This window comes from Meishania litoralis, from assembly GCF_042611095.1.
In the GTDB taxonomy this organism is placed as follows: Bacteria; Bacteroidota; Bacteroidia; order Flavobacteriales; family Flavobacteriaceae; genus Meishania; species Meishania litoralis.
The window spans coordinates 1,805,117-1,828,514 of record NZ_JBHFPV010000001.1; the positions used below are offsets into that span (position 1 = coordinate 1,805,117).

19 protein-coding genes are annotated in these 23,398 nt (G+C 43.2%); 11 read left to right on the forward strand and 8 right to left on the reverse strand.

From position 1 onward, the window contains the following. Nucleotides 1–7 precede the first annotated feature (7 nt). The 10 genes from ACEZ3G_RS08090 (at nt 8) to ACEZ3G_RS08135 (ending at nt 14,367) form a co-directional block, all read left to right on the forward strand. The gene (locus tag ACEZ3G_RS08090; protein WP_432424933.1) at nt 8–2,398 is read left to right on the forward strand and encodes an ABC transporter permease; all 2,391 of its coding nucleotides are present in this window, start codon (nt 8–10) and stop codon (nt 2,396–2,398) included. Between the two features lie 265 nt (nt 2,399–2,663). Further along, nucleotides 2,664–5,096 carry an FtsX-like permease family protein gene (locus ACEZ3G_RS08095; protein WP_432424934.1) on the forward strand — a complete coding sequence of 811 codons (2,433 nt, stop codon included), beginning with the start codon at nt 2,664–2,666 and terminating at the stop codon, nt 5,094–5,096. 179 nt (nt 5,097–5,275) lie between these two features. After that, nucleotides 5,276–7,678 carry an ABC transporter permease gene (locus ACEZ3G_RS08100; protein WP_432424935.1) on the forward strand — a complete coding sequence of 801 codons (2,403 nt, stop codon included), beginning with the start codon at nt 5,276–5,278 and terminating at the stop codon, nt 7,676–7,678. 145 nt (nt 7,679–7,823) lie between these two features. Continuing rightward, nucleotides 7,824–10,232: an ABC transporter permease gene (locus tag ACEZ3G_RS08105; protein WP_432424936.1), complete on the forward strand. Its 2,409-nt coding sequence runs from the start codon at nt 7,824–7,826 to the stop codon at nt 10,230–10,232. A gap of 52 nt (nt 10,233–10,284) precedes the next feature. Beyond that, on the forward strand, nt 10,285–10,947 hold the full coding sequence (locus ACEZ3G_RS08110) for an ABC transporter ATP-binding protein (protein ID WP_432424937.1): 663 nt from the start codon (nt 10,285–10,287) through the stop codon (nt 10,945–10,947). Between the two features lie 152 nt (nt 10,948–11,099). Next, nucleotides 11,100–12,239 (forward strand): Mrp/NBP35 family ATP-binding protein, encoded by a 1,140-nt coding sequence (locus tag ACEZ3G_RS08115; RefSeq protein ID WP_432424938.1) that lies wholly within the window; start codon nt 11,100–11,102, stop codon nt 12,237–12,239. 1 nt (nt 12,240) lies between these two features. Next, a complete protein-coding gene (locus tag ACEZ3G_RS08120; RefSeq protein ID WP_432424939.1) occupies nt 12,241–12,480 on the forward strand; it encodes a NifU family protein in 240 nt (79 codons plus the stop codon). 73 nt (nt 12,481–12,553) lie between these two features. Continuing rightward, on the forward strand, nt 12,554–13,615 hold the full coding sequence (locus tag ACEZ3G_RS08125; protein WP_432424940.1) for an NAD(P)/FAD-dependent oxidoreductase: 1,062 nt from the start codon (nt 12,554–12,556) through the stop codon (nt 13,613–13,615). 38 nt (nt 13,616–13,653) lie between these two features. Then, entirely contained in the window at nt 13,654–14,001 is a 348-nt protein-coding gene (locus ACEZ3G_RS08130; protein ID WP_432424941.1) for a four helix bundle protein, read from the forward strand. Nucleotides 14,002–14,040: 39 nt separating this feature from the next. Beyond that, nucleotides 14,041–14,367: a 2Fe-2S iron-sulfur cluster-binding protein gene (locus ACEZ3G_RS08135; protein ID WP_432424942.1), complete on the forward strand. Its 327-nt coding sequence runs from the start codon at nt 14,041–14,043 to the stop codon at nt 14,365–14,367. A 17-nt stretch (nt 14,368–14,384) separates the two neighbouring features. Here ACEZ3G_RS08135 and ACEZ3G_RS08140 read toward each other — a convergent pair whose 3' ends face one another. The 4 genes from ACEZ3G_RS08140 to ACEZ3G_RS08155 are packed head-to-tail and all read right to left on the reverse strand — an operon-like array spanning nt 14,385 to nt 17,404. Then, nucleotides 14,385–14,771, reverse strand: a complete 387-nt coding sequence (locus ACEZ3G_RS08140) for a hypothetical protein (RefSeq protein ID WP_432424943.1) — start codon at nt 14,769–14,771, stop codon at nt 14,385–14,387. Further along, on the reverse strand, nt 14,749–15,258 hold the full coding sequence (locus ACEZ3G_RS08145; protein WP_432424944.1) for a hypothetical protein: 510 nt from the start codon (nt 15,256–15,258) through the stop codon (nt 14,749–14,751). Before ACEZ3G_RS08145 ends, ACEZ3G_RS08140 begins: the two co-directional genes overlap by 23 nt. Next, entirely contained in the window at nt 15,242–15,646 is a 405-nt protein-coding gene (locus ACEZ3G_RS08150) for a hypothetical protein (protein WP_432424945.1), read from the reverse strand. The genes ACEZ3G_RS08145 and ACEZ3G_RS08150 overlap by 17 nt, the downstream gene beginning before the upstream one ends. Before the next feature lie 18 nt (nt 15,647–15,664). Further along, the gene (locus ACEZ3G_RS08155; RefSeq protein ID WP_432424946.1) at nt 15,665–17,404 is read right to left on the reverse strand and encodes an ABC transporter ATP-binding protein; all 1,740 of its coding nucleotides are present in this window, start codon (nt 17,402–17,404) and stop codon (nt 15,665–15,667) included. Nucleotides 17,405–17,522: 118 nt separating this feature from the next. Between ACEZ3G_RS08155 and ACEZ3G_RS08160 the strand changes: the two genes are divergently transcribed. Continuing rightward, nucleotides 17,523–19,709 (forward strand): acylase, encoded by a 2,187-nt coding sequence (locus ACEZ3G_RS08160; RefSeq protein ID WP_432424947.1) that lies wholly within the window; start codon nt 17,523–17,525, stop codon nt 19,707–19,709. Between the two features lie 31 nt (nt 19,710–19,740). Here the strand turns inward: ACEZ3G_RS08160 and ACEZ3G_RS08165 are convergent, their stop codons facing one another. The 4 genes from ACEZ3G_RS08165 to ACEZ3G_RS08180 all read right to left on the reverse strand — a co-directional run bounded on the left by ACEZ3G_RS08165 (nt 19,741) and on the right by ACEZ3G_RS08180 (nt 23,397). Continuing rightward, nucleotides 19,741–20,394: a hypothetical protein gene (locus ACEZ3G_RS08165; RefSeq protein ID WP_432424948.1), complete on the reverse strand. Its 654-nt coding sequence runs from the start codon at nt 20,392–20,394 to the stop codon at nt 19,741–19,743. A gap of 74 nt (nt 20,395–20,468) precedes the next feature. Then, complete coding sequence (locus ACEZ3G_RS08170) at nt 20,469–21,221, reverse strand: GDSL-type esterase/lipase family protein (RefSeq protein WP_432424949.1); 753 nt, start codon at nt 21,219–21,221, stop codon at nt 20,469–20,471. Then, nucleotides 21,218–22,282, reverse strand: coding sequence for a dipeptidase (locus tag ACEZ3G_RS08175; protein ID WP_432424950.1), 1,065 nt, complete (start codon nt 22,280–22,282; stop codon nt 21,218–21,220). The genes ACEZ3G_RS08170 and ACEZ3G_RS08175 overlap by 4 nt, the downstream gene beginning before the upstream one ends. Beyond that, nucleotides 22,282–23,397 carry a D-TA family PLP-dependent enzyme gene (locus ACEZ3G_RS08180; protein ID WP_432424951.1) on the reverse strand — a complete coding sequence of 372 codons (1,116 nt, stop codon included), beginning with the start codon at nt 23,395–23,397 and terminating at the stop codon, nt 22,282–22,284. Before ACEZ3G_RS08180 ends, ACEZ3G_RS08175 begins: the two co-directional genes overlap by 1 nt. Nucleotide 23,398 lies beyond the last annotated feature (1 nt).

The following is a 23,398-nucleotide window of genomic DNA, read 5'->3' on the forward strand; positions in this document are numbered from 1 at the left end:
GATAATCATGATAAAAAATCACTTAAAAATTGCCTGGAGAAGCTTAAAGGCGAACAGGCTGTTGTCACTCATCAATATTTTTGGGCTTTCAATTGGATTGACAATCGCCATTGTACTTTTTCTTTTCATCACTTATGAACGCAGTTATGACAAAATGTATGCGAGTGCCGAAAGCATATACAGGGTTTTGGTCAATACCGATGAAAGTTATGACAATCAAGTGCTGACAACCGCTCCTGCTGCATTGTCCCCAGCGCTAAAGAGCGATGTGCCTGACATTGAATATGCGGCCAGAATGCTCAAACATGGTTTTGGCGAGACAGCTTTTATAAAGGTGGATGAAGATAATTTCTTGGAAAAAGAACTTTACTGGTGCGATCCTGAATTGTTCGAGATTTTCGATATCCAATTTGTAAAGGGGAATCCGGCCGATGCGATTCGAAGACCGAATACCGTGGTGCTCTCCGAAAGTACTGCCGAAAAATATTTTGGAGCGGCCGATCCGATGGGCAAGACCATAACCGTTGATAATGACCAACAGTTGGAAGTTACGGGTATTTATGAGGATTTTCCAGCGAACAGCACCATGCATTGTAATGCCATTGCGTCGTTCAGCTCGACTTTTGCCGCGAAAAACCCGAGTTGGGGCAACTCCAGTTTTGAGACTTACATAAAGCTAAAGGAAAATGTCTCGCAAGAAACAACCGAAATACAGTTGCAATCGGTACTCGATAAAAATGTGGACGCCGAAGGGCAATGGTTCACTTTTTCATTGCAACCCTTAAAGAAAATCCATCTCTATTCGGCTGATTTTGTCAATAGCTATTCTTCGCGCATCGGTGATATCGAAGAAATCAAAAATCTTTCTTTTTTGGCGCTGTTGATACTATTGATCGCCTGTGTCAATTATATGAACCTGATGACGGCTAAGTCTGAAAAACGTTCCAAAGATGTCGGTATCAATAAGACCCTTGGTGCGTCGTCGAAGAATTTGACGTTTCGATTTTATGCCGAGACCGGATTGATAACATTTATTTCACTGGCGATAGGTATCGTGTTATCGATGGTGGCCATCCCATTTTTTAACAAGGTGACAGGGCAAAACCTAAATTCATCATTACTGTTCAGTGCTGAACTTCTGATTCCGCTTGCCGTCTTTTGGATCTTTACGACTTTGGTAGCGGGTTCTTACCCAGCCTTTTACCTTTCAAGGTTTTCGCCGAAAGCAGCCTTGGCTTCTTCGTTAAAAACAGGCGGTAAGGTGATTAATATCAGAAAAGGACTGGTCGTTTTACAATTTGCGGCTTCTGTAATATTGATCGTGGCCGTTGTGGTCATTTACCAACAGCTGCAGTTCATTCAAAACCAAAAATTGGGATACGACCCTGAGAATACGGTCGCTATTTCAACCATGGGAATTAGCGGAAATGAAAAGAAAGATGCCTTGGTGCAAGAACTAAAATCGTTGGTCAACGTATCTGAAGTGGCCATGGCACAGGGTTTTCCAGGGATTTCCGTAAGCGGTAGAATGGTTTTTAAGAACGAAAATGATGAAGGGGGTATGCAGATACGTACCAATCGTGCCGATGCTGAAGTACTCGATTTACTTCAGTTGAACTTACTTGCCGGAAAGACGCTTCCAAAAGTAAAACAAGAAGGCGACACTTTGGTCAATGTGGTACTCAATAAAAAGGCGATAGATTATTTGGGCTACAGTCCCGAGGAGGCTATCGGAAAAAAGGCTTTGATAGGTGGTTTTGGTAACAATGCCTACATAGCGGGTGTTGTCGACGACTTTAATTTTGAGTCGTTGCACAGGCCCATAGGCGGTTATGCCTTTCACAATGCGAAAACCGAATCAAAATCGTTTGCTTTGGTCCGTTTCAATAACGCTTCATTACCCGATATGATGCAACGACTCGAAACCGTCTTTACGAATGTCGTGCCCGATAGTGCCTTTGAATATGTCTTTTTAGATAAGAACTTAGAACAATTGTATGCCCAAGAACGCAAAACCGCCCTTATAGGGGTGATCTTCTGTGGGCTGGCCATTTTGGTCGCCTGTTTGGGTCTTTTTGGCCTTGCCGCATTTACCGCCGAACGGCGAAAAAAGGAAATCGGGGTGCGCAAGGTTCTCGGGGCAACGGTGCTGGGTATTACGCAGATGCTTTCCAAAGACTTTGTCAAACTCGTGCTATTGGCGTTGGTAATTGCTTTCCCGATCGCATTTTGGTTGATGAACGATTGGTTGCAAGATTTTGCCTACCGAATTGAAATCGGTTGGGAGGTTTTCATCTTGGCAGGAATAGCGGCTTTGGCCATTGCTCTATTGACAGTTAGCTTTCAGGCCGTTAAGGCTGCATTGGCCAACCCTGTAAAAAGTTTGAGAACGGAGTAGGCCCCCTCTGTCCTGTGGACATCTCCCCCGAAGGGGGAGAAAAGAAAGGAATTAGAAAAATTGAATGTGGGGTTTGAGAAATAAAAAGTTAAATATAAAGGGGAAATAAATAAAAGAATGGTGAGCCCCGACAGGTTTAAAAAACCTGTCGGGGCTGAAGAAAAAACAAGAAAAATAAAACAACCACGCCGTTCGCTCCCCTCCGCCTGTGCTGAGCGCAGTCGAAGTATTGGAGGGGCTGGGGGAGGCCGACAAACAAAAAACAATGTTCAAAAACTACGTAAAAATCGCATGGAGAAGTCTAAAAAAGCAACTCTTTTTTACGTTTCTCAACACTTTCGGACTTGCCGTCGGTATGGCAGGAGGTTTGTTGATTTCATTATATATCCATGACGAACTGAGCTTTGACAAAATGTTCGCCGATGCAAATCGCATTTATCGAATTGATACGGATGTCAGGTTTGGTGGTACCGAAGGTCGATCGGCTGAGTCGGCTGCGCCTATGGCTGCTACAATGTTGCGCGATTTTTCCCAGATTGAGACAACGGTCAGGTTTCGAAATCAAGGAAGCATGCTTATACGCAAAAATGGTACCGAGACCAATACAAAAGAATCGAATGTCACTTTTGTTGACTCTACTTTTTTTAGCATGTTCGGTATCGATTTGCTGGTCGGCGACACAAAAACGGCCTTGACCCAACCGAATACCTTGGTCATGACGAAAAGTGCGGCAGAAAAACATTTTGGGATAAAAAATGCCGTTGGTCAAAGACTGCTTTTGAACAATACAGATCTTTATGAGGTTACCGGGGTTGTCGAAGACCTGCCCCAAAATTCTTTTCTCAGGGAACATTCTGTTTTTATGGCTATGGCCGGTTATGCAGATTCGCGAGAGAACAATTGGGGTAGCACCAATTACTTCACTTTCATTAAATTGATACCAAGTGCGAATATTGCCGATTTGAAAAGTCCCCTGCAGGCAATGTTTGGTAGATATTTGATACCATGGGTGCAAAACATTTATCCGGGCATGACTGAAGAATCCTTCAAGGCGGCAGGCAACTATATTCGATACCATACCATGCCCTTGACAGATATTCATCTCTATTCCAACAAAGACACCGAGCTAAGTGCGAATAGCAGTATTCAAAATGTATACATTCTTTCTTTTATAGGGTTGTTCCTGATTGTCTTGGCCAGCGTGAATTTTATGAACCTTTCGACCGCCCACTCCCTGAAAAGGGCCAAAGAGGTTGGGGTACGTAAAACTTTGGGTTCCAATAAGCGGGATTTGGTACGGCAATTTTTGACCGAATCTGGCGTGATTTCCTTCATATCGCTTCTCTTGGCACTGATCGTTACCGTTGTTGCCCTTCCTTTTTTCAATGAACTTTCGGGCAAATCGGTTTCCTTCCCTTATGCAAGTCCGGTTTTTTGGTTGATTTTGATCGGAGCTACTCTTCTGTTAGGGCTATTTTCGGGAAGTTACCCTGCTTTTTTCATGTCACGTTTCATGCCCGTTACGGTACTCAAAGGAGCGGGGCAAAGTAAAACGGGCGGGGGCAAGATTCGCAATTCCCTAGTGGTCTTCCAATTTGCGATTTCCGTTTTTTTAATCGTAAGTACGTTGGTCGTTTTTCAGCAATTGAAATATATTCAGGGCAAAGACCTTGGCTTTGCCAAAGATCAGGTACTCATGATAAACGATGCCTATGCCGCTGGAAACCAAGTACAAGCCCTCAAGGAAGAAATCGGTCAATTGGGGCAAGTACAAAGCATTACTTTGAGTGGATATTTACCTACCCCTTCGGGGCGGGGAAACTCTTCATTTTTTAGGGAAGGAGCCACCGACCAGGAAAATGCGATTTTGATGCAAAATTGGGTAGTTGATCACGATTATTTGCCTACCCTAAATATGCGGCTTGTCGCTGGACGAGATTTTGATGGTAAAATTACCACAGATTCGACGGCGGTAATAATAAATGAAGCCACCGTTGAAATAATGGGCATGGAACCTGAAGAAGCACTTGGTGTTCGTATTTCAGAAGACCTAGGTGAGGAAAATCCGCAGTTTTATGAAATAATAGGGGTGGTCAAAAACTTCCACTTTGAATCGATGCGAGAAAATATCGGGGCCTTGGGTCTTTTTATTGGAAATTCGACAAGTACCATGTCAGTTAGGTTAAGCGCGGGCAATTTCTCAAATGTCATTGCCCGTATCGAAACCATATGGAACAATATAGCCCCGGGCCAACCTTTCAGCTATCGCTTTATGGACGAAGCGTTCAATTCAACCTATGAGGCCGAACAAAAGCTGGGCAGGATTTTTATGGTCTTTACGGCGCTTTCCATTTTGATAGCATGTTTGGGACTCTTTGGTTTGGCAGCCTTCAATGCCCAAAAACGCACCAAGGAAATCGGTATTCGAAAGGTTTTAGGGGCCAGTGTCGGGCAAATAACCTTTCGTCTGACCACCGACTTTCTAAAAATGGTCGGATTGGCCATTTGTATTTCCTTGCCCTTGGGGTGGTTCGCTATGAACAAATGGCTCGAAGATTTCTCGTACCGAATCGACATCCCTTGGTGGGTTTTCGTGCTGGCTGCCGTACTGGCAATCGGTGTTGCCATATTGACGGTGAGCTATCAAAGTATCAAAGCGGCCGTGGTTAACCCGGTAAAAAGTTTACGAACAGAGTAAAGGTCGGATGAGAGATTTATGAAGCTGAATATGCGTTAAAATTGTCATTTCGACCTTAGGGAGAAATCTATCATATCAGATGTGGGGGTAAAATAGTAAACAGTGGATGTAGTCTGAAGGTAAAGAAACGATTAACGTAAGACCGACGACTATAAACTAATAACGATAAATGACAGAACATGTTTAAAAATTATTTGAAAATCGCTTGGAGAAATATAAAGCGGAACAAGCTACATTCTTTTATTCACATTTCAGGGTTGGCAGTCGCCTTTTCAATCTGTATCCTTTTATTTTTGGTTGCCTATTTCCATTTGAACTTTGACTCCTTTCATGAGAATGAGAGCCTATTGTTCAGAACCTCGCGCTTTGAGAAAAATGAACAAGGCCCCCAAATTAGTTCTCAAATGCCATTGCCTTTGGCGGGGGCTTTAGAGGCAGAGATTCCCGATATCGAAACTGCCATAATAATCAACAATGGTAAGCCGGAAAATATTTCGTACGGTAATAAGAATTTGGAGCGATTAGTGGCCAGGACCAATCCTGATTTTTTTGAGGTATTTAGTTTTCCGATTATAAAAGGAAACAAAGAGACCGCACTTTCCGACATTCACAATATCGTCTTGAGCGAGAGTATGGCCCACAACATCTTTGGAAATACAGACCCGATTGGAAAAGAATTGAAAATAGGGAAATCGGGGGAAGAACAAATCTATTCGGTATCCGCGGTAGTGAAAGATGCCCCAAAAAATAGCAGTATTCGTTTCGATGCCGTAGCCCGAATCGAATCGCTCAGCGGTTACCAAGGTTATAAAAATAACTGGGCGTCGAATGCATCGAACATATTTGTAAAGATCGCCAAGAACAGCAACCCCGCGACTGTTGAAAATAAATTGGTCCCGTTTGTGGAAAAATATTATGCTGAGCAACTGCAACAACTGAAATCGCACAATTCTGGGGTGGTGGATACCCGTGAGCTGCTGAGTATTAACCTAACCAATATCGAAGACATGCACTTCTCGGGTGAAAAGAGTGCTCCAAAAAAGCTGGTATACGCTATCATGGCCTTAGGGGCTTTTATCCTATTGATCGCCTGCTTCAATTTTGTAAATCTGAACATGGCACAATCTTTTCAGAGAAGCCGTGAGTTGGGAGTAAGAAAAACAATGGGTGCCTTTAAGGGGCAACTATTTCTCCAATTATGGGGCGAAGCTTTCATGATGTACTTTTTTGGGTTTATACTCGGCTTGGGTATTGCGTATCAACTTTTGCCGACTTTTAGCACCCAGTTTGGAGGCGGACTTGATATTGCCATTTTGTTTGAGCCTGTTTTTCTGGCCATATTATTTGGGGTTTTTGTAATCGTCACATTGCTAGCAGGGGGGTATCCTGCGATAAAAATGGCCAATTTCAGGTTGGTCCAGATTTTGAAGGGAAATGTATCCACTAAAAAACCAGGAGCGTTAAGAAATTCATTGTTGATCGGTCAATTCGCGATTTCAAGTCTTCTGATTTGCATAAGCTGGATAGCTGGCCAACAACTTGATTTTTTACGTCAAATACCTATTGGGTTTGAAAAGGAACAGGTACTAAGTATTCCAGTAGGATATCAGGAAGATGGGCGAAAGGTATTGGCACGGATGCGTAACGAACTTGCCAGTGAACCGAACGTTGTATCGGTTACGGGTGCCGGAGGTAATATGGGTCGGGGAAGAGACAGAATGACTTCAACATCAATTGTTGGAATTGACTATAATCAACGGCAGATTTCGGCTTATAGTCTCTTGGCTGATTTCGATTATCTAAAAACATTAGAAATTCCCATTATACAGGGCAGGGATTTTGACCCGAGTTTTACAACCGATGCCGAAAGCGCCGTGGTGGTTACTGAAAGCTTTGTAAAGGCAATGGGAGAGTCTGATCCAATAGGCAAGTATCTCGACGGTGAGGAAGGTAGTCAGATTATTGGCGTTGTGCCTGACTTTAATGCCTACGCCCCTTCAGAGAAATCATTGCCCATAATCATTCATTTGTCCAACGATGAAGCAATCAATTACATCTTTTTAAAAGTCGGTTCAGATAATCCGCAAAGAACTATGGAACGGCTTAAATCGACTTGGGAAAAAGTTGCTCCAAAATCAATGTTCAACGCTTCTTTTTTAGATGAGAACATTCAAGCTTGGTATGAAATTGAAAGTACGATGACGACAATTTTTGGAATTGCCTCAGGAATTGCCATCTTTCTTTCTTGTCTTGGACTTTTCGCCATTTCAATGCTGGTCATTGAATTGCGTACAAAGGAAATCGGTATTCGAAAAGTAGTGGGCGCATCGATAAACGAAATCGTATCGATGATATCGTACCACTTTTTGAAATTAATAGCTATCAGTCTTTTTATAGCAATGCCATTGGCATGGTTTGCAATGGAGAATTGGATGCAGAACTATGAGCATCGAATAGAGATTGGTATTTTCACCTTTATTGGAATTGGTTTGCTCGTAATTATGATTGCCCTGGTTACGGTAAGCTTCCATTCGATCAAAGCCGCCCTTGCCAACCCGGTAAAAAGTTTACGAACAGAGTAAAGATTTGATTAGAGATTTATGAAGCTGGATATGAGTTAAAATTGTCATTTCGACCTTAGGGAGAAATCAATCAAATCAGCTGTAAGGGCCAAAATAGTAAACAGTGGATGTAGTCTTTAGGTAAAGAAACGATAAACAAAAGAATATGCTAAAAAACTATCTAAAAATCGGTTGGCGTAATTTAATGAAGGACAAAACCTTTACGCTATTGAACGTAATTGGTCTTTCCATCGCATTTGGTGCGGCTATTTTATTGGCGATGTCCGCCTTTTTTGATATGTCGTACGATAAGTTTCACGCTAATGGCGACCAAATTTATCAGGTATATGACGTTGCGCAGACGCCAAGAGGACAGGAAGCCGGTACCAGTCAACCCGAACCTTTCGCCGAAGCCCTTAGAACCGAAGTGCCCGGTGTCGAGAAAATTACCCGGTACCTTCAAGACGGTGGTTTGGTCATTTATGGCGAAAAAGAGATCGATCTCAACACGGTTTGGGTCGATGCCGATTTTTTTTCCATGTTTACTTTTCCGGTATTAAAGGGGAACGAGCACGATCCGTTGCAAGATCAGGCATCGGTCGTGATTACCGAAAGTGCGGCCAACAAGTTGTTCGGTAACGAAGAGGCGATAGGGCAGACCATCAATATAATGATCAACGGAAAGGAAGAACCTTTTACCGTAGGGTCGGTCGTCGGTAACGTTCCGCCACAAAGTTCATTGGAATTCGAAGTGGCCGTTCGTTTTGAAAAAAATGCAGAATATGCGGATACGAAAGGAGTATGGGATTCACAATACCACGGGGTTTACGTTCAATTGCCTTCAGGGGTTTCTGCCGAACGCTTCGAAAAGAACGCCCGTTCCTTTACCGAACTGCATTACAAAGAATCCATGGAGGCAGCCAAACGCGATGGCGCAATGCCTGATGCTGATGGGCTTTATCGACAGTTGAAACTATTGCCGCTTAAAGACCTACATTTTACAGGTTACAGAAAAGGCTATGCAGAAGTGAGCCGATCGGTGCCCTATCTTATTTTGGGCGTAGCTTTTCTTATTTTGTTCATTGCCTGTGTCAACTTCGTCAACATGAGTATTGCGAAAAGTGCACAGCGCTTGCGTGAGATAGGTATGCGAAAAACATTGGGCGCCCAAAAAGGACAACTGTTCTTCCAATTTTGGAGCGAAAGCCTATTTGTTTTCCTGTCCTCTATGGGTATTGGGGTTTTGTTGAGTATTCTCTTGATCGATGATTTTAAAAGTATGTTCCGAACAAGAATTTCTTTGGACATGCTTGCCGAACCATGGGCCGTGTTCATGCTTTTGGCCACGATTTTGACGATTACTTTGACGGCAGGGGGGTATCCTGCACTATTGTTCAGCCGCTTGGGCACCATTCAATCGTTAAAGGGAAAGTTGGAAGCATCGGGCAATAATCTTGTTCGAAACGCGCTTATGGTCGTTCAATTTGGTATTGCCATTTTGTTGATAAGCGGTACCTTGGTGTTGTGGGGTCAGGTGCAGTTTATGCGGAACAAGGATTTGGGTTACAATAAAGAGCAGGTGATTTCCTTCCCGTTGAACGGAAAAAAGAATGGGCACGAGGTCTTAAGGCTGTTAAAGGATGAGTTGAACGGTAATCCGGATATTTTGGAGGTATCGGCGTCCGACAACAATCTTGGCAGAGGAAAAGACGGAAGTCAATGGTCGAGTGCGATCGGCTTTGAGCATAAGGGAAGAAACATAAGGACCAATGCTCTTACCGTTGATTATAATTATATAAGCACTCTGGGGCTGCAAATGGCACAAGGACGGGATTTTAAATCTGAGGCCGACAGTCTCGGTGTGTTGATCAACGAGGCTATGGCGCGTCAGTTGGAAGAAAAAGACCCTCTGTCGGCTCGGCTCGAAGTTGGCAGTGAAACGGGCCTCGCCATATTGGGAGTGGTCAAGGACTATAATTTTCAAGGTCTTGATCGCGCCATTGAACCGATTACTTTTTTTATGGGCGAAGATATGGAGTTAAGGTATGCTTACGTAAAAGTTGCGCCGGAAAATATGGCCAGTTCTTTTGATGCAATAGAACAAACCTGGAAAAAATTGGAACCCAATGCCGAGTTTTTAGGATCGTTTTTGGACGAAAATGTGGATCGGACTTTTCAAAGGGAAAAAACCATGGCCACTATGATTACAAGCGGATCGATTATTGCCATTGCATTGAGCTGTATCGGGCTGTTCGCCATGTCGTTGTTGATCGTTGCGCAGCGCACCAAAGAGATAGGTGTCAGAAAAGTATTGGGCGCAAGCGTTGCTTCGATTACGGTATTGCTCACCAAGGATTTTTTGAAATTGGTGCTGATCGCATTTTTGATCGCTTCGCCAATCGCTTGGTGGTTCTCTGATCAATGGTTACAGAACTATACCTATAAAATAGACCTAGGGGTATGGTTCTTTGTTGCGGCAGGTCTGTTGGCAATGGTCATAGCCCTATTGACCGTCGGTACCAGAACGGTTAGCGCGGCTGCCCAAAATCCCGTAAAAAGCCTTAGGACAGAATAACTTTTTACAGACTATACATCTTACGTCTAATATCTAAAAACTAAATAAAGCCATGCTATTACAATTGAACAATATTTTTAAATGGGTACAACAGGGCGGACAGCGCGTCTTTCTTTTAAAAGACATCAATCTTGAGGTCGAAGAAGGTGAGTTCATTTCTGTGATGGGTCCTTCAGGTTCTGGAAAATCGACATTGCTGAACGTTATCGGAATGCTCGACACCTTTGATGAGGGAGAATACAATTTTCTGGACGAACCGGTACATCAGCTCAAGGAAAAACACCGTTCAAACTTGTATAAACAATACATCGGTTTTGTGTTCCAGGCCTATCATCTGATCGATGAGCTTACCGTATATGAGAATCTAGAGATGCCCTTGCTCTATAAAAAGATTTCAGGTTCCGAACGAAAGGCAATGGTGGCCGATATGCTCGATCGCTTCAATATTGTGGGCAAGAAAGATTTGTTCCCGACACAATTGAGTGGCGGTCAACAGCAATTGGTCGGTGTAGCTCGCGCACTTATCACCAAACCTAAGCTTATTCTTGCCGATGAACCGACAGGAAATCTTAACTCTAAGCAAGGCGAAGATATCATGGAACTGTTTAAGCAGCTAAATGATGAAGGGGTGACGATTATTCAAGTAACCCATTCAGAAAAGAATGCCGAGTACGGTAAGCGCATTATCAATTTGCTGGATGGGCGGATGGTTTAAAGTATTACGGTCTGTGGTAGACAAGCCCCATATTGTACAATATGGGGCTTTTTTTATAGATCCCTTTTATATGGGTAGGTTACTTTTCAATGTCTACCCTTTACCTTCTCGACGTTATACGCTATCTTTGTTGTTTAGAATGATTTTATATAATGAAGTTAGATAAGAATGATGTTTTAAGGGCTCTGGAAAACATCACCGTTCCCGGTGAGGGCAAAAATATGGTAGAGAGTGGGGCGGTAAAGAACGTGCAGATTTTTGGTGATGAGGTAGAGGTAGATATCACGATCAAAAACCCTAGCCTTCAGGCCCGTAAAAAGACCGAGGTAGAAATTTTGAAGGTCATCCACAGAGAGGTTTACGAAAAGGCAAAAATCAAAGTCAACATCAAGGTCGATGTTCCCGAAAGGCCCAAAACGAACGAAATAAAAGGGAAACCGATTCCCGGTATTCAGAATATCATTGCGGTGGCCTCGGGAAAAGGAGGTGTGGGCAAATCTACCGTTACGGCAAACTTGGCCGTTACCTTGGCCAAAATGGGGTTTAAAGTCGGACTTTTGGATGCCGACATCTACGGGCCATCCATGCCCATTATGTTCGACGTGGCCCATGAAAAACCTTTGGCCGTCAATATCGATGGCAAATCTAAAATGAAGCCTGTCGAAAGCTATGGTGTGAAGTTATTGTCCATCGGATTTTTCACCCAGCCCAATCAGGCCGTTATTTGGCGTGGCCCAATGGCCTCAAAGGCGTTGAACCAAATGATCTTTGATGCCCATTGGGGCGAAATCGACTTTATGCTATTGGATCTTCCCCCGGGAACAGGTGACATCCATCTGAGTATTATGCAGGCCATGCCCGTCACCGGTGCCGTTATTGTCAGCACGCCACAAGAAGTGGCACTCGCCGATGCGAGAAAAGGCGTGGCAATGTTCAAACAAGATTCCATCAACGTGCCGGTTTTGGGCATTGTGGAGAATATGGCCTATTTTACCCCTGAAGAACTTCCCAACAACAAATATTATATCTTTGGAAAAGAAGGTGCCAAAAACTTGGCCGAAGATTTGAAAGTGCCGTTTTTAGGCGAAATTCCCTTGGTGCAGAGCATTCGCGAAGCCGGTGATGTAGGTAGACCGGCGGCTTTGCAAACTGCGACGACCATAGAGGAGGCCTTCGAGGCATTGACCAAGAACGTGGTGCAAGAGGTCGTCGATAGAAATGAAAACCTCCCTCCCACGGAAGCGATAAAAATAACAACAATGGCGGGTTGTTCCGCAGTCAAGAAAAAGTAATATGACACCTGAGGAATTAAAGTTGAATGTTGAAAAGGCCTTGGAAGAGATCAGGCCGTTTTTACAAAGCGATGGAGGTGACATTTCGCTGGTGTCCATCGATAACGAAAATTCGGTAAAAGTAAAGTTGGAAGGTGCTTGTGTGGGTTGTACCGTGAACCAGATGACCCTCAAAAGTGGTGTCGAGATGACTATAAAAAAGTATGCACCACAAATCGAGGAGGTTATAAACATTGCCTAATACCCTGACAAATATCATTTATTTTGACTTTTGTACGAGATAGCTTTGCCATGACCTTAAACGAGATTTTTTAATGATCAAGACAGATATATTGATAATTGGAGCTGGCCCAACGGGCCTTTTTGCAGTTTTTGAGGCGGGTCTTTTACAATTGAAATGCCATTTGATCGATGCGCTTCCCCAGGCTGGCGGACAATGCTCCGAAATTTACCCGAAGAAACCCATTTATGATATTCCCGGTTTCCCGGAGGTATTGGCAGGCGAACTTGTAGATAATCTGATGGAACAGATCAGACCTTTTCAACCCGGGTTCACCTTGGGCGAACGGGCCGAGACCATCGAAAAACTTGATGATGGCACCTTTATCGTTACAACCAACAAGGGTACGAAACATAGTGCCCCGATTGTGGCCATCGCAGGTGGATTGGGGAGTTTTGAACCGCGCAAACCATTATTGGAGAATCTATCGAAATATGAGGATAACGGTATTGCATATATTATTAAAGATCCCGAAATCTATCGAAATAAAAGAGTTGTGATTGCCGGCGGCGGTGATTCAGCCTTGGACTGGAGTATCTTTTTGACCGATGTAGCCTCGGAGGTTACTTTAGTACACCGCCGAAATGAATTTCGAGGTGCCTTGGATTCCGTTGAAAAAGTACAGCACTTAAAGAATGAAGGTAAAATCAATTTGATTACTCCTGCCGAAATCGTCGGTTTAAAAGGAGATGAAAAATTGGAAGCGGTAACGATTCGAAAATCGACAGACCCGCAACAGGATTTTGACTTGAACGTCGATAACTTTATCCCTTTGTTCGGACTTTCACCAAAACTCGGACCTATTGCCGACTGGGGGCTGGAAATCGAAAAGAACGCGATTAAGGTCGATAATACGCTTGACTACCAGACCAATATTCCAGGGGTTTATGCCATTGGCGATGTCAATACCTATCCTGGGAAATTGAAATTGATTTTGTGCGGATTTCATGAGGCCACACTAATGTGCCAAAGTGCCTATCAGCGAATTTTCCCCGATAAGAAATATGTAATGAAGTATACTACCGTAGGAGGTGTTACCGGGTTCGACGGCTCTAAAAAAGAAGCACCCAAAGCGGTAGTAAAAGCAATTGATTAAAAGGGTTAGGAGCTAGGAGATAGGGCTTGGCAAAGTTTATGGCTGTAAAAAGATTTGAAGATTTAATTGTTTGGCAAAATTCTCAGGACTTTGCGGTATCTATTTATAAAGATTTTTCAACCTTAAAGGACTATTTTTTTAAAGACCAAATTACGCGTGCGTCGGTTTCAATTTCAAATAATATAGCCGAAGGTTTTGATAGAAGAACAAATCCGGATTTTATAAGATTCTTGTATATAGCTATTGCTTCGAATAGTGAGGTGAGATCAATGTTATATTTGTCAGAAAGATTAGAATACTTGCCAAAGGATAGAACAGAGGAACTAATGGATAAGTCAAATGAAATTTCCAAAATGCTTTATGGCCTAATTCAGTCAATGAATTGATACCGGTTTACTAATAACTAACTCCTAATTCCTATTTTAATGGATATTAAAATAAATATAACCGACCGTGATGGCGTAACCCATGAAGTTGATGCACCGACCGATATGAACATGAACCTGATGGAGGTGGTACGCTCTTACGAACTGGCCCCCGAAGGTACGATCGGGGTTTGCGGGGGCATGGCCATGTGCGCCTCCTGCCAGTGCTACGTTAAATCAGATCATGAACTTCCTGAAAAATCGGACGATGAAGAGGCCATGTTGGCCGAAGCCTTTTATGTTGAGGACAATTCGAGATTGGGTTGTCAGATTCGAATTACCGAAGATCTCGACGGCTTGGAAGTCGAATTGGCACCGGAATCTTAACTAATCTTGCCTTGTCATTAAGTTTTGTGAATTATTTCAACCTGTTTTGAAATCTTTTTTGCTTTACTAGGTCTCAGTTGAATTCGATTTTCTTCATCATGTATTTCAGAATGATACGGATTATCTTCAACTGGAAGATATTTTACTTTTGTAGGAACACTTCGCACATTCAAAGTTTGAATTTTGGCAACTGTAAAAAAGTCCTTTTTAACGAAAATTGAATTGGCAACATCGTTATGATTTCTGAAATTGCATCGGTCGACGGAGCAACCTTGAGAGTCTTTAAATGCGGAGGAGGAAATACGATTTTCCCTATTATTCCAATTTATTTTTAAAACGCCTCGGAAAAGAAATTCCTCATCAGATATTATTTCGTTTAGTTCAGAAACTTCTGAAGAAGGCATTTATTTCGGAATTTATACTATTAATCGGAATGTTTTTTTCAATTTCATATCCCTCAATTTCTCCATAATATTCTGCGTGGTCATGGAAGATTTCTACTTCCAAAAAATTCTCTCCCTTTGAAAATTCAAATTGAATGGAGTTTCGTCCTGTTGGGAATATTTCAGGTTGATATGATGTGTCTTTTATTATTTCTTTTATTGAATCTAAAAAATTCTCTTCAAAACCAAGTCCCCCATATCCATTCCAATTATCTGGTAAATTTTTGAAATTTTCAAGCTTTTTCAAATTTTCAACTAACTTGTTAATTGAATATCCTTTTGAATCTGCCGGAGCAATTACACTGGAATCGCTGCCTTCGACTTTATGTATTGTGATTAGTGGCCTTTCCCATTTATCAATAATTTCTGTGGTAGATGTTTCGTTGAAAGAAATTAAGGAAACAGCTGTAAAGAAACCAAGGCTTGTAGAATTAGGGTTTAGCATCATCTTTAACATTGTTTAGTATACCTTCTTCAATTTTATCAATGTGATTTCCTAGCCATTGATATATAGATTTGGCAGTTGAGTAATCAACAATAATTCCAGTTTTGATGTATCGAATAAAACTAGTATTCAAATCTTTGGGTTCTGCTTCATCTTTGATTTCCCTTGTTAAAAGCCCATCCTCGTCTACCTCATAAGTTTGGGAATATGGTATCGCATGTCTTTCCATAAAAAAATTAATTGCGATTTCCCCTTTAGGAGTTACGCCACCATGCGCTCCATTAACATATTCAGGATTATATTCTTCTGCAAATTTGTATTTGCATTTAATTTTTGGCCTAGACATCTTTTTTGTTTGTGCCAAAGTTAAAACATAAAAGAATAAAACCATTTTATATGTTAATTATTATTAAATCCTTGCCTGGTAGGTAAACAGGTTATAATATCGCCCTTCTTTGGTAATCAATTCATCGTGCGTACCTTGTTCGGCGATGCGTCCGTTTTCAATGACCAATATTTGATCGGCCTTGCGGATCGTGCTCAGTCTATGGGCGATGACGAAAGTGGTTCTACCCTTGGTCAGTTCGGCCAGACTTTTTTGGATCAAGGCCTCACTTTCGGTGTCGAGGTTTGAGGTAGCTTCGTCAAGGATCAATATTCTCGGATCGGCCAAAACGGCCCTCGCAATTGCTATACGTTGGCGTTGACCACCTGATAATTTAACGCCCCTTTCTCCGATTACCGTGTCAAGGCCTTCATCGAACCGGTCTGTAAATTCATCTACATAGGCCGCACGTACCGCTTCGTACAACTCTTGTTCAGAGGCGTCGGGTCTGGGGAAAAGTATATTTTCGCGAATTGTACCTTCAAAAAGAAAATCGTCCTGTAAGACAACTCCCAAAAATTGGCGAAAACTGGTCAAATCTATTTTAGACAAATCTTTGCCATCGATGGTGATTTTTCCCGAATCCGGATTTAAAAAACTGGCGGCCAAACCCGCAATGGTCGATTTTCCCGAACCAGAACTGCCAACAAGTGCTATAACATCGCCCGATTTCGCTTCGAAACTGATATTGTGCAATACTTCCTTATCTTCTTCATAGGCGAACGACACATTGACGAACTTCATGTTGCCTTGGATCTCAGAAAGTTGAACGGTGCGTTCTTTTTCGTCGGCTTCACTGATTTTGTTCATCAACTCCTCGGTACGGTCCAGACCGGCCAAAGCTTCTGTCAACTGGCTGCCTATGTTGCTCATCTGCACGATGGGGGCCACCATCAGGGCCAACAAGAAGGTAAATTTGAAATATTCACCTTCCGAAATCGTTCCTTCGATCATTAGGTGTCCGCCATAGCCCATCATTATTACCGTTGTGGCCAATCCTAAAAGAAACGTTGACGAACTGGTCATCACCGCCGTAGCAGTTAGGCTTTTCTTCACATTCTTGTAAAGTCTTTCCACCCCTTCCTCAAAAACTTTGGCTTCCTGTTCTTCGGCATTAAAACCCTTGATGACCCGAATACCCCCAAGGGTTTCCGTCAAGCGCCCCTTGACCTCGGCATTTATCTTTCCCCTTTCCCTAAAAACGGGCCGAATTATTTTAAATGCTTTCAGGGCTATTACCGCGAAAAGTATAAGGGGTATAAACGTTAATAAGGTTAGGCCAATATTTACTTGTAACAAAAGTATTAGGGACACAACCGCCGTAATTGTTCCTCCGACCAATTGAACCAATCCTGTTCCAATAAGGTTGCGCACCCCTTCCACATCGCTCATAATTCTTGATACCAAGGCCCCTGATTTTGTATTGTCAAAGAAGCGGATAGGGAGCGCCAACACCTTTTTTTGTACTTGTGCCCTTAACTCAGATATCATGAACTGCGCCTGTATACTTAGTACTTTGGTCAGTAAAAAGGACATTGTTGCCTGAACGAGAAAAGCAAAAGCAACCCCAATAACGAGAATTTTCAAATTATTGTAGTCTTTGTTTGGAACAATATCATCTAAAAAATACTCGAGAGAAATCGGGGCCACAAAACTTGCCGCCTTGCTGATCACAATTAACAACAATCCTAAAAAGACCAGTTTTCTTCGGGGCCATATAATGGTCTTGAATGCCGTAATGATGCTGACTTTATTTTCTGCCATAGCTATTCTTAAGTAGAACTGGCAATTTAGTTTAAATCTATAGAAACGTGAAAGTGGGATTCTTTTAAATCGATAAAAGCTGATGCAATTTGTGTAATTTTAAAAATAAAACAGCACCATGATCAAAATTTTGTTTCATGCGGCCATTTTCTTTTTGCTTGTATCCTGCGGTACCGAGGTAAAAAAGGAACTGGAAATTGATAAATGGCAGGCCCAAGCGGCCAATGTTGAAATTATAAGGGACGATTTCGGTGTGCCCCATATTTATGGGAAAACCGATGCTGATGCTGTTTTCGGGCTACTGTATGCCCAATGTGAAGACGACTTCAACCGGGTGGAGCAAAATTATATATGGGCGACAGGCCGTTTGGCCGAAGTGGAAGGGGAAGAGGCTATTTACAGCGATTTAAGGGCAAAACTTTTTATGACCGAAGAAGAAGCGAAGGCCAATTATGAAAAAAGCCCGGAGTGGTTAAAGAAGCTTTGTGATGCCTTTGCCGATGGCATCAATTATTATTTGCATACCCATCCGGACGTGAAACCGAAACTATTGACCCATTTCGAGCCATGGATGCCGTTGTATTTTAGCGAAGGTTCTATCGGGGGCGATATCGAACGGATTTCCACGGAAAAAATAAAAGTTTTTTATGAGATCGGCATGGAAATTCCCGAAGCTGAGGAACTCCAAATCCAAAAACAGGAAGAAATGGCCGAACCGCAAGGCTCGAACGGAATCGCCATTTCGGGAAAATTGACCGAATCGGGCAATCCGTTGTTGTTGATCAATCCGCATACTTCATTTTATTTCAGGGGAGAGGTGCATGTCGTATCCGAAGAAGGTTTGAATGCCTATGGCGCGGTAACTTGGGGGCAGTTTTTTGTCTACCAAGGGTTTAACGAAAAAACAGGTTGGATGCACACCTCTACCTATACCGATGTCATGGACGAATTCAAGGAGAACATTCTGAACATCGACGATAAATTACTGTATCAATATGGTGAGGAAATGCGGCCTGTCAAGACTTCTGAAATCAGCTTAAAATACAAAGAAGGTAATGTTTTGAGGGAAAAATCGTTTCCCGCTTATCGCACCCATCACGGCCCGATTACACATCAAGTCGATGGTCGATGGACGGCCTCTGCCATGATGTGGGAGCCGGTAAAGGCTTTGGAGCAATCCTTTGTACGCACCAAGCAAGATGGTTATAGAGGTTTCCGTGAGATGATGGATATCCGCACGAATTCTTCGAACAATACCGTCTATGCCGATGCCGAAGGAAATATTGCCTATTTCCATGGCAATTTTATCCCAAAGCGCGATACTATCTTTGATTATTCGAAACCTGTCGATGGAAGTAATCCGAAAACCGATTGGCAAGGCCTCCATACGGTCGATGAGAATATTCTGCTATTGAATCCTGAAAACGGTTGGTTACAAAACTGTAATTCTACGCCGTTTACGGCGGCCTTGGAGTTTAGTCCTAAGAAAGAGAATTATCCGAATTATATGTCATTGGACCGTGAAAACTTCAGGGGTATTCACGCCATTGATTTGTTAAAGGATAAAGTCGGATTTACCATCGATGGACTTATCGAATTGGCCCACGACCCTTATCTGCCAGCCTTCGATGCGTTGATTCCAGGTTTGGTCCGAGCATATCATTGGAGGCACAACAAAAACCCCAAGTTGAGCGAAGCAATCGATATTTTGGCCGAATGGGATTTTAAAACATCAAAAGAATCAGTGGCCATGACCTTGGCCCATTTCTATGGAACGAAGTACTACCAAGAGGGCAAATATAAAGAGGAAATGACGCCTATGGAGCGTGTCAAATTTTGGGGAAGCACCTCGCCCAATGATGAAAAATTAAGAATCTTTGAAGCGGTCATCGATCAATTGACGAAAGATTTTGGCACTTGGAAAATGCCCTGGGGCGAAGTCAATCGTTACCAACGTTTGAACGGTGATATACGTCAAGCCTTCGATGACACAAAACCAAGTATTCCTATAGGTTTTGCTTCGGGTCACTGGGGCGCTTTGGCCGCTTATGGCGCCCGATACGATAATGGCACGAAAAAAATATATGGCACGCGGGGCAATAGTTTTGCGGCTGTGGTCGAGTTCGGCGATAAGGTCAAAGCGAAAAGTATCTTGGCCGGTGGACAAAGCGGCGACCCGAATTCACCTCATTTTGAAGACCAGATACAGCGTTATGCCGATGTGGAATGGAAAGAAGTGGGTTATTATAAGGAAGATGTTTTGAAAAGGGCAACGAAAAAATATCGGCCCGGGGAGGGTAATTAATCAATTCGCAAATTTGACGGTTGCAAAGCGGTTATTCTTTGGTAATGATCAAAGTCGCCTTGAAACCTTCCGACAACAACCATTTGTTCGAATAGATAACCTGCCCCTGATCATCGTAAACATCGACTTGGGCCGTATTGGGTGAAGAAGACCCTTCATTGAGTGCCACGAAATCCAGCTTGTTGAACCCCGGTTTTAAATCGACGTTAATGCCTTTAAAGGCTCCCGTCAAAAGAAGATTGGGTTCTACCATAACATCGTTGACATAAATCTTTACGCGATCGCCATCGACATATTCGTGGTCGCGACATACGATGCCCACAAATTTGCCATTGCTCTTGACATCGCCCATATACATATCGCCAAAGCGTTCCTTACTACCGCCCTCCTTTTCGGGACCTCTTACTTTGGGATCAATCTTCATTCCGGTTCCGGCTTGAACGAGTTCCCTGTCGGGAAGCATTTTAATGGGCTTTTTCGGATTCAAATCCAAATTGACCTCGGGTTTCTTGTCAAGAACCGATGGGATCTTTAAGGCAGTACCCTTGTCGGCTTTTCCATCTTCGTCCAACTTATTGGCCGCTTCGATCTTCAATGGCCTTTGGGTAGGCAAATCGGTTTGCCCAAATCCATTTATTGAAAGCAGCATGAAGATAAGTACCGATAACAGATAATTTCTAGACATGGCATCCGAAAAATTATGGAATAAAGATAGCAATTACCTTGCCACAGGGACTTAAAGACCTGTTAAATTCGATGTTATGTCCGTTGAACGGAAATACTTTCGCGAACGGTTTTTGCTATCAATCGATGGCCTTCGGTATTTGGATGTATCGGATCTTCATCATAGCAGTTTGCCCTCTTTTCATATAAAGGGGTGCGGATATCTATTTTTGCCATACAGGATGGATGGTCGATATTCATTACGATACGCTTGAATTCTTGCAAAACCTCCTTGTCATACTCAGGATATGGATTTAAATAACCATATGGCTGGGAATCGTTTTCAGGACTTGCTTTTTGAACAATGTCAAGGGCCAAGGGAGGAGGGGTCAAAAGAATCGCTTTGATCTGGCGTTGTTTTATCTTTTCAAGAAACGTATAGACCCCGATTTTAAAACTGTCAAAAAGCTCTTGCGAGGGTTTGCCATAGATACCGCAGTTGATACCGTAGCAAAAAGTGGCGAAATCGATAGGTTCTTTGTCCAGTTCGGCATCGAGTCTTTCAAAAAGGTAAGGTCTTGGGCCGGGATGGATTTCTTCGGTCAGGCCGGTAACCGTTTCACTGCTTTTGCCATAGTTCAGGAAGCGCAGCTTTAAGTCGGGATATAGACTGTCATACTCGGTCTGGAGCATTTGCACGTACCCATTGCCCATTGCCGTAATACTGTCACCAAAGCATCCGATGACCTGATTTTTTTGAAGTTTTACTTTTTGTTCTCGAATACAGCCCGAGGCCATAATGCCAAGTGTAGCCATTGCCGACCGCGCTATGAATCTCCGTCTGTTCATTTCCAAACCTTTTGTAGAAAGCGAATAAAATTCATGTGCATGATATTCGCGATATCTTTGTTCGAGTATCCACGTTTCGACAAAAGAACTGGGATTTTTTGTAAGTCCGCAATGGTTTCCAAATCCGTCGGGCATTGTTCCTTACCGAACCCTCCATCAAGATCTGTTCCTATCCCCACATGGTTTGCGTTACCTGCCAATTGGCAAATATGGTCGATATTATCGAGCATCTGAGATAAGGAAACGTTCATGCCGTCGGGGGTCGATTGCCCCCTTACCCAATTCGGAACCATCATCCAGGCGTCCAAGGCCACCCCGATGACGGCGCCCCTACTGATCAGTTCCTTAATCTGTTCATCTGAGAATTGCCGATTGTGATCGACCAAGGCCCTACAATTGTTATGGCTTGCCCAAACCGGACCCTGATAACAATCCATGGTTTGCCAAAAACTTTCATCACATAGATGTGTTGCATCCAAAATAAGGTTCAGGCGTTCGATTTCCTTTAGCAACGCTTTGCCCTTTATACCGATACCACCCGACGAATCGGTACCGAAAGCGTATGTTCCCGGACCGTAATGGGCCGGTCCGATGGCCCGAAGACCTTGCCCGTATGATGTCTGTAAATGATCTATGGTAACAATGGAATCGGCCCCTTCGAGGCTTAAGATGTACCCTATCGGTTTTTTTTCGACATTTTTTTTCCAAAGTTCCAAATGGGCTTCAAGGTCATTTTTGTTTTTGATCTGTACCATTTCACCGATGGCTTCCATCGATCGGTACCAGGCCAATTGCCCTTGTGTCTGTGCCCAGGCCTGTTGGGGCGAATTCCATCCCGGTAGGGGATTGTCCCTATGCACGTAACGTGCAATCTGGGTAGCGATACAAAGGCCGATATTGCCCTTGCGCATGGCATCAAGCGAGACGGTATTTTTACCGCGATCAGGCTTGTCGGCCATGCCGGCTTCGCTTTTGCGTATCTCATCGACCGTCCATGTAAGGTCTCGGTTCCATTCCATGGCGTTCATCGCCAGATCGAGATGTGCATCGAATATGAACATCAGATGGTTATGCTTTGGTTACGGGCGGCCACTTTCCAAACGGTAGTGATCCGTCCTTTTTCGACTACCTGCAAGTTTTCGTATTTGGCCACTGTAGGGCAAATATGTACCGGGATGGCGTAAACAACATCGCCGATAGTATATGAATCATTGTTTTTACATTCGAGCACAAAATGCTCCTCGCTTTGCCCGACCTGTTTGCAATCGTCACCAAGATTTAGAAATCGAACCCTTGGAAAAGGCATTTCAGAGGCCATCGATTTGTGCCCAAGGTCAAGACAGATGGTTTTGTTATCAGGTTTGCTGATGACCCTTGTCATAAGCACTGCAGCAGGAATGAAATCCATTTCAGGGAACAGTTGGGCGTATCCCCCATCCCATAGCACAGTTGTCCCGGGACTTGCATCAACTCCCTCGCGTTCAGCGTGAAAGGGGAAGGATGGCGAGCCGCCGGCAACGACATCTTTGACCATGATACCATTGGCTTCGATTTTATTCTTTAGGCCCAATACAATCTTGAATGCCGAATCACAGGCTCGTTTTCTTTCCTTCGGATCCGCATTGCGGAGGTGCCCGTCGTAGACATGTAATCCTTCAGGTTCGATTTCAGGAATTTTGCTCATGATACTGTATAACCGAACTGCTTCTTCTCCTGGAAGAATGCCCGTTCTGTTCATACCATTATTGATGTCCATCCAAAGCGAAACTTGCATTTCTTTTTCTTTTGCCATTTGGGCAAACCTGTCGATAATCGTTTCATTGTCGACCAATGCGGAAAATTTAGACTCGGGAAAGGTCTTCATCAGTTTGAAAAAACGTTCCATATTGGCCCCTACGGGCTGCATGGCCAATAAAATGTCCGGGGCTTTGCACAGGGCCAATAGTTCGGCTTCGGCGATTGTGGCACACTTGAACTTTTCGATACCGGCATCAAGTTGCATTTTTATGATCTCGGCATTTTTATGCGTCTTGATATGCGGGCGTAATCGTGAAGTTCCGCCGGCCATTGAAATCATTGTATTAATGTTTTTGGCTATTCTATCAGGATATACCAATAAAGAAGGCGTGATTACCTCAGAAGTATCATCTAAATTGTACCAATCGCTGTTTTTCACT

Excerpts from the sequence above, each read along its gene's own strand:
- ACEZ3G_RS08145 (WP_432424944.1), bottom strand. The coding sequence starts at position 15,258 with ATGATGCTAAACCCTAATTCTACAAGCCTTGGTTTCTTTACAGCTGTT.
- ACEZ3G_RS08120 (WP_432424939.1), top strand. The coding sequence starts at position 12,241 with ATGACACCTGAGGAATTAAAGTTGAATGTTGAAAAGGCCTTGGAAGAG.
- ACEZ3G_RS08165 (WP_432424948.1), bottom strand. The coding sequence starts at position 20,394 with ATGTCTAGAAATTATCTGTTATCGGTACTTATCTTCATGCTGCTTTCA.
- ACEZ3G_RS08150 (WP_432424945.1), bottom strand. The coding sequence starts at position 15,646 with ATGGTTTTATTCTTTTATGTTTTAACTTTGGCACAAACAAAAAAGATG.
- ACEZ3G_RS08110 (WP_432424937.1), top strand. The coding sequence starts at position 10,285 with ATGCTATTACAATTGAACAATATTTTTAAATGGGTACAACAGGGCGGA.
- ACEZ3G_RS08140 (WP_432424943.1), bottom strand. The coding sequence starts at position 14,771 with ATGCCTTCTTCAGAAGTTTCTGAACTAAACGAAATAATATCTGATGAG.
- ACEZ3G_RS08155 (WP_432424946.1), bottom strand. The coding sequence starts at position 17,404 with ATGGCAGAAAATAAAGTCAGCATCATTACGGCATTCAAGACCATTATA.
- ACEZ3G_RS08125 (WP_432424940.1), top strand. The coding sequence starts at position 12,554 with ATGATCAAGACAGATATATTGATAATTGGAGCTGGCCCAACGGGCCTT.
- ACEZ3G_RS08115 (WP_432424938.1), top strand. The coding sequence starts at position 11,100 with ATGAAGTTAGATAAGAATGATGTTTTAAGGGCTCTGGAAAACATCACC.
- ACEZ3G_RS08100 (WP_432424935.1), top strand. The coding sequence starts at position 5,276 with ATGTTTAAAAATTATTTGAAAATCGCTTGGAGAAATATAAAGCGGAAC.
- ACEZ3G_RS08160 (WP_432424947.1), top strand. The coding sequence starts at position 17,523 with ATGATCAAAATTTTGTTTCATGCGGCCATTTTCTTTTTGCTTGTATCC.
- ACEZ3G_RS08130 (WP_432424941.1), top strand. The coding sequence starts at position 13,654 with ATGGCTGTAAAAAGATTTGAAGATTTAATTGTTTGGCAAAATTCTCAG.
- ACEZ3G_RS08175 (WP_432424950.1), bottom strand. The coding sequence starts at position 22,282 with ATGTTCATATTCGATGCACATCTCGATCTGGCGATGAACGCCATGGAA.
- ACEZ3G_RS08105 (WP_432424936.1), top strand. The coding sequence starts at position 7,824 with ATGCTAAAAAACTATCTAAAAATCGGTTGGCGTAATTTAATGAAGGAC.
- ACEZ3G_RS08095 (WP_432424934.1), top strand. The coding sequence starts at position 2,664 with ATGTTCAAAAACTACGTAAAAATCGCATGGAGAAGTCTAAAAAAGCAA.
- ACEZ3G_RS08135 (WP_432424942.1), top strand. The coding sequence starts at position 14,041 with ATGGATATTAAAATAAATATAACCGACCGTGATGGCGTAACCCATGAA.
- ACEZ3G_RS08090 (WP_432424933.1), top strand. The coding sequence starts at position 8 with ATGATAAAAAATCACTTAAAAATTGCCTGGAGAAGCTTAAAGGCGAAC.
- ACEZ3G_RS08170 (WP_432424949.1), bottom strand. The coding sequence starts at position 21,221 with ATGAACAGACGGAGATTCATAGCGCGGTCGGCAATGGCTACACTTGGC.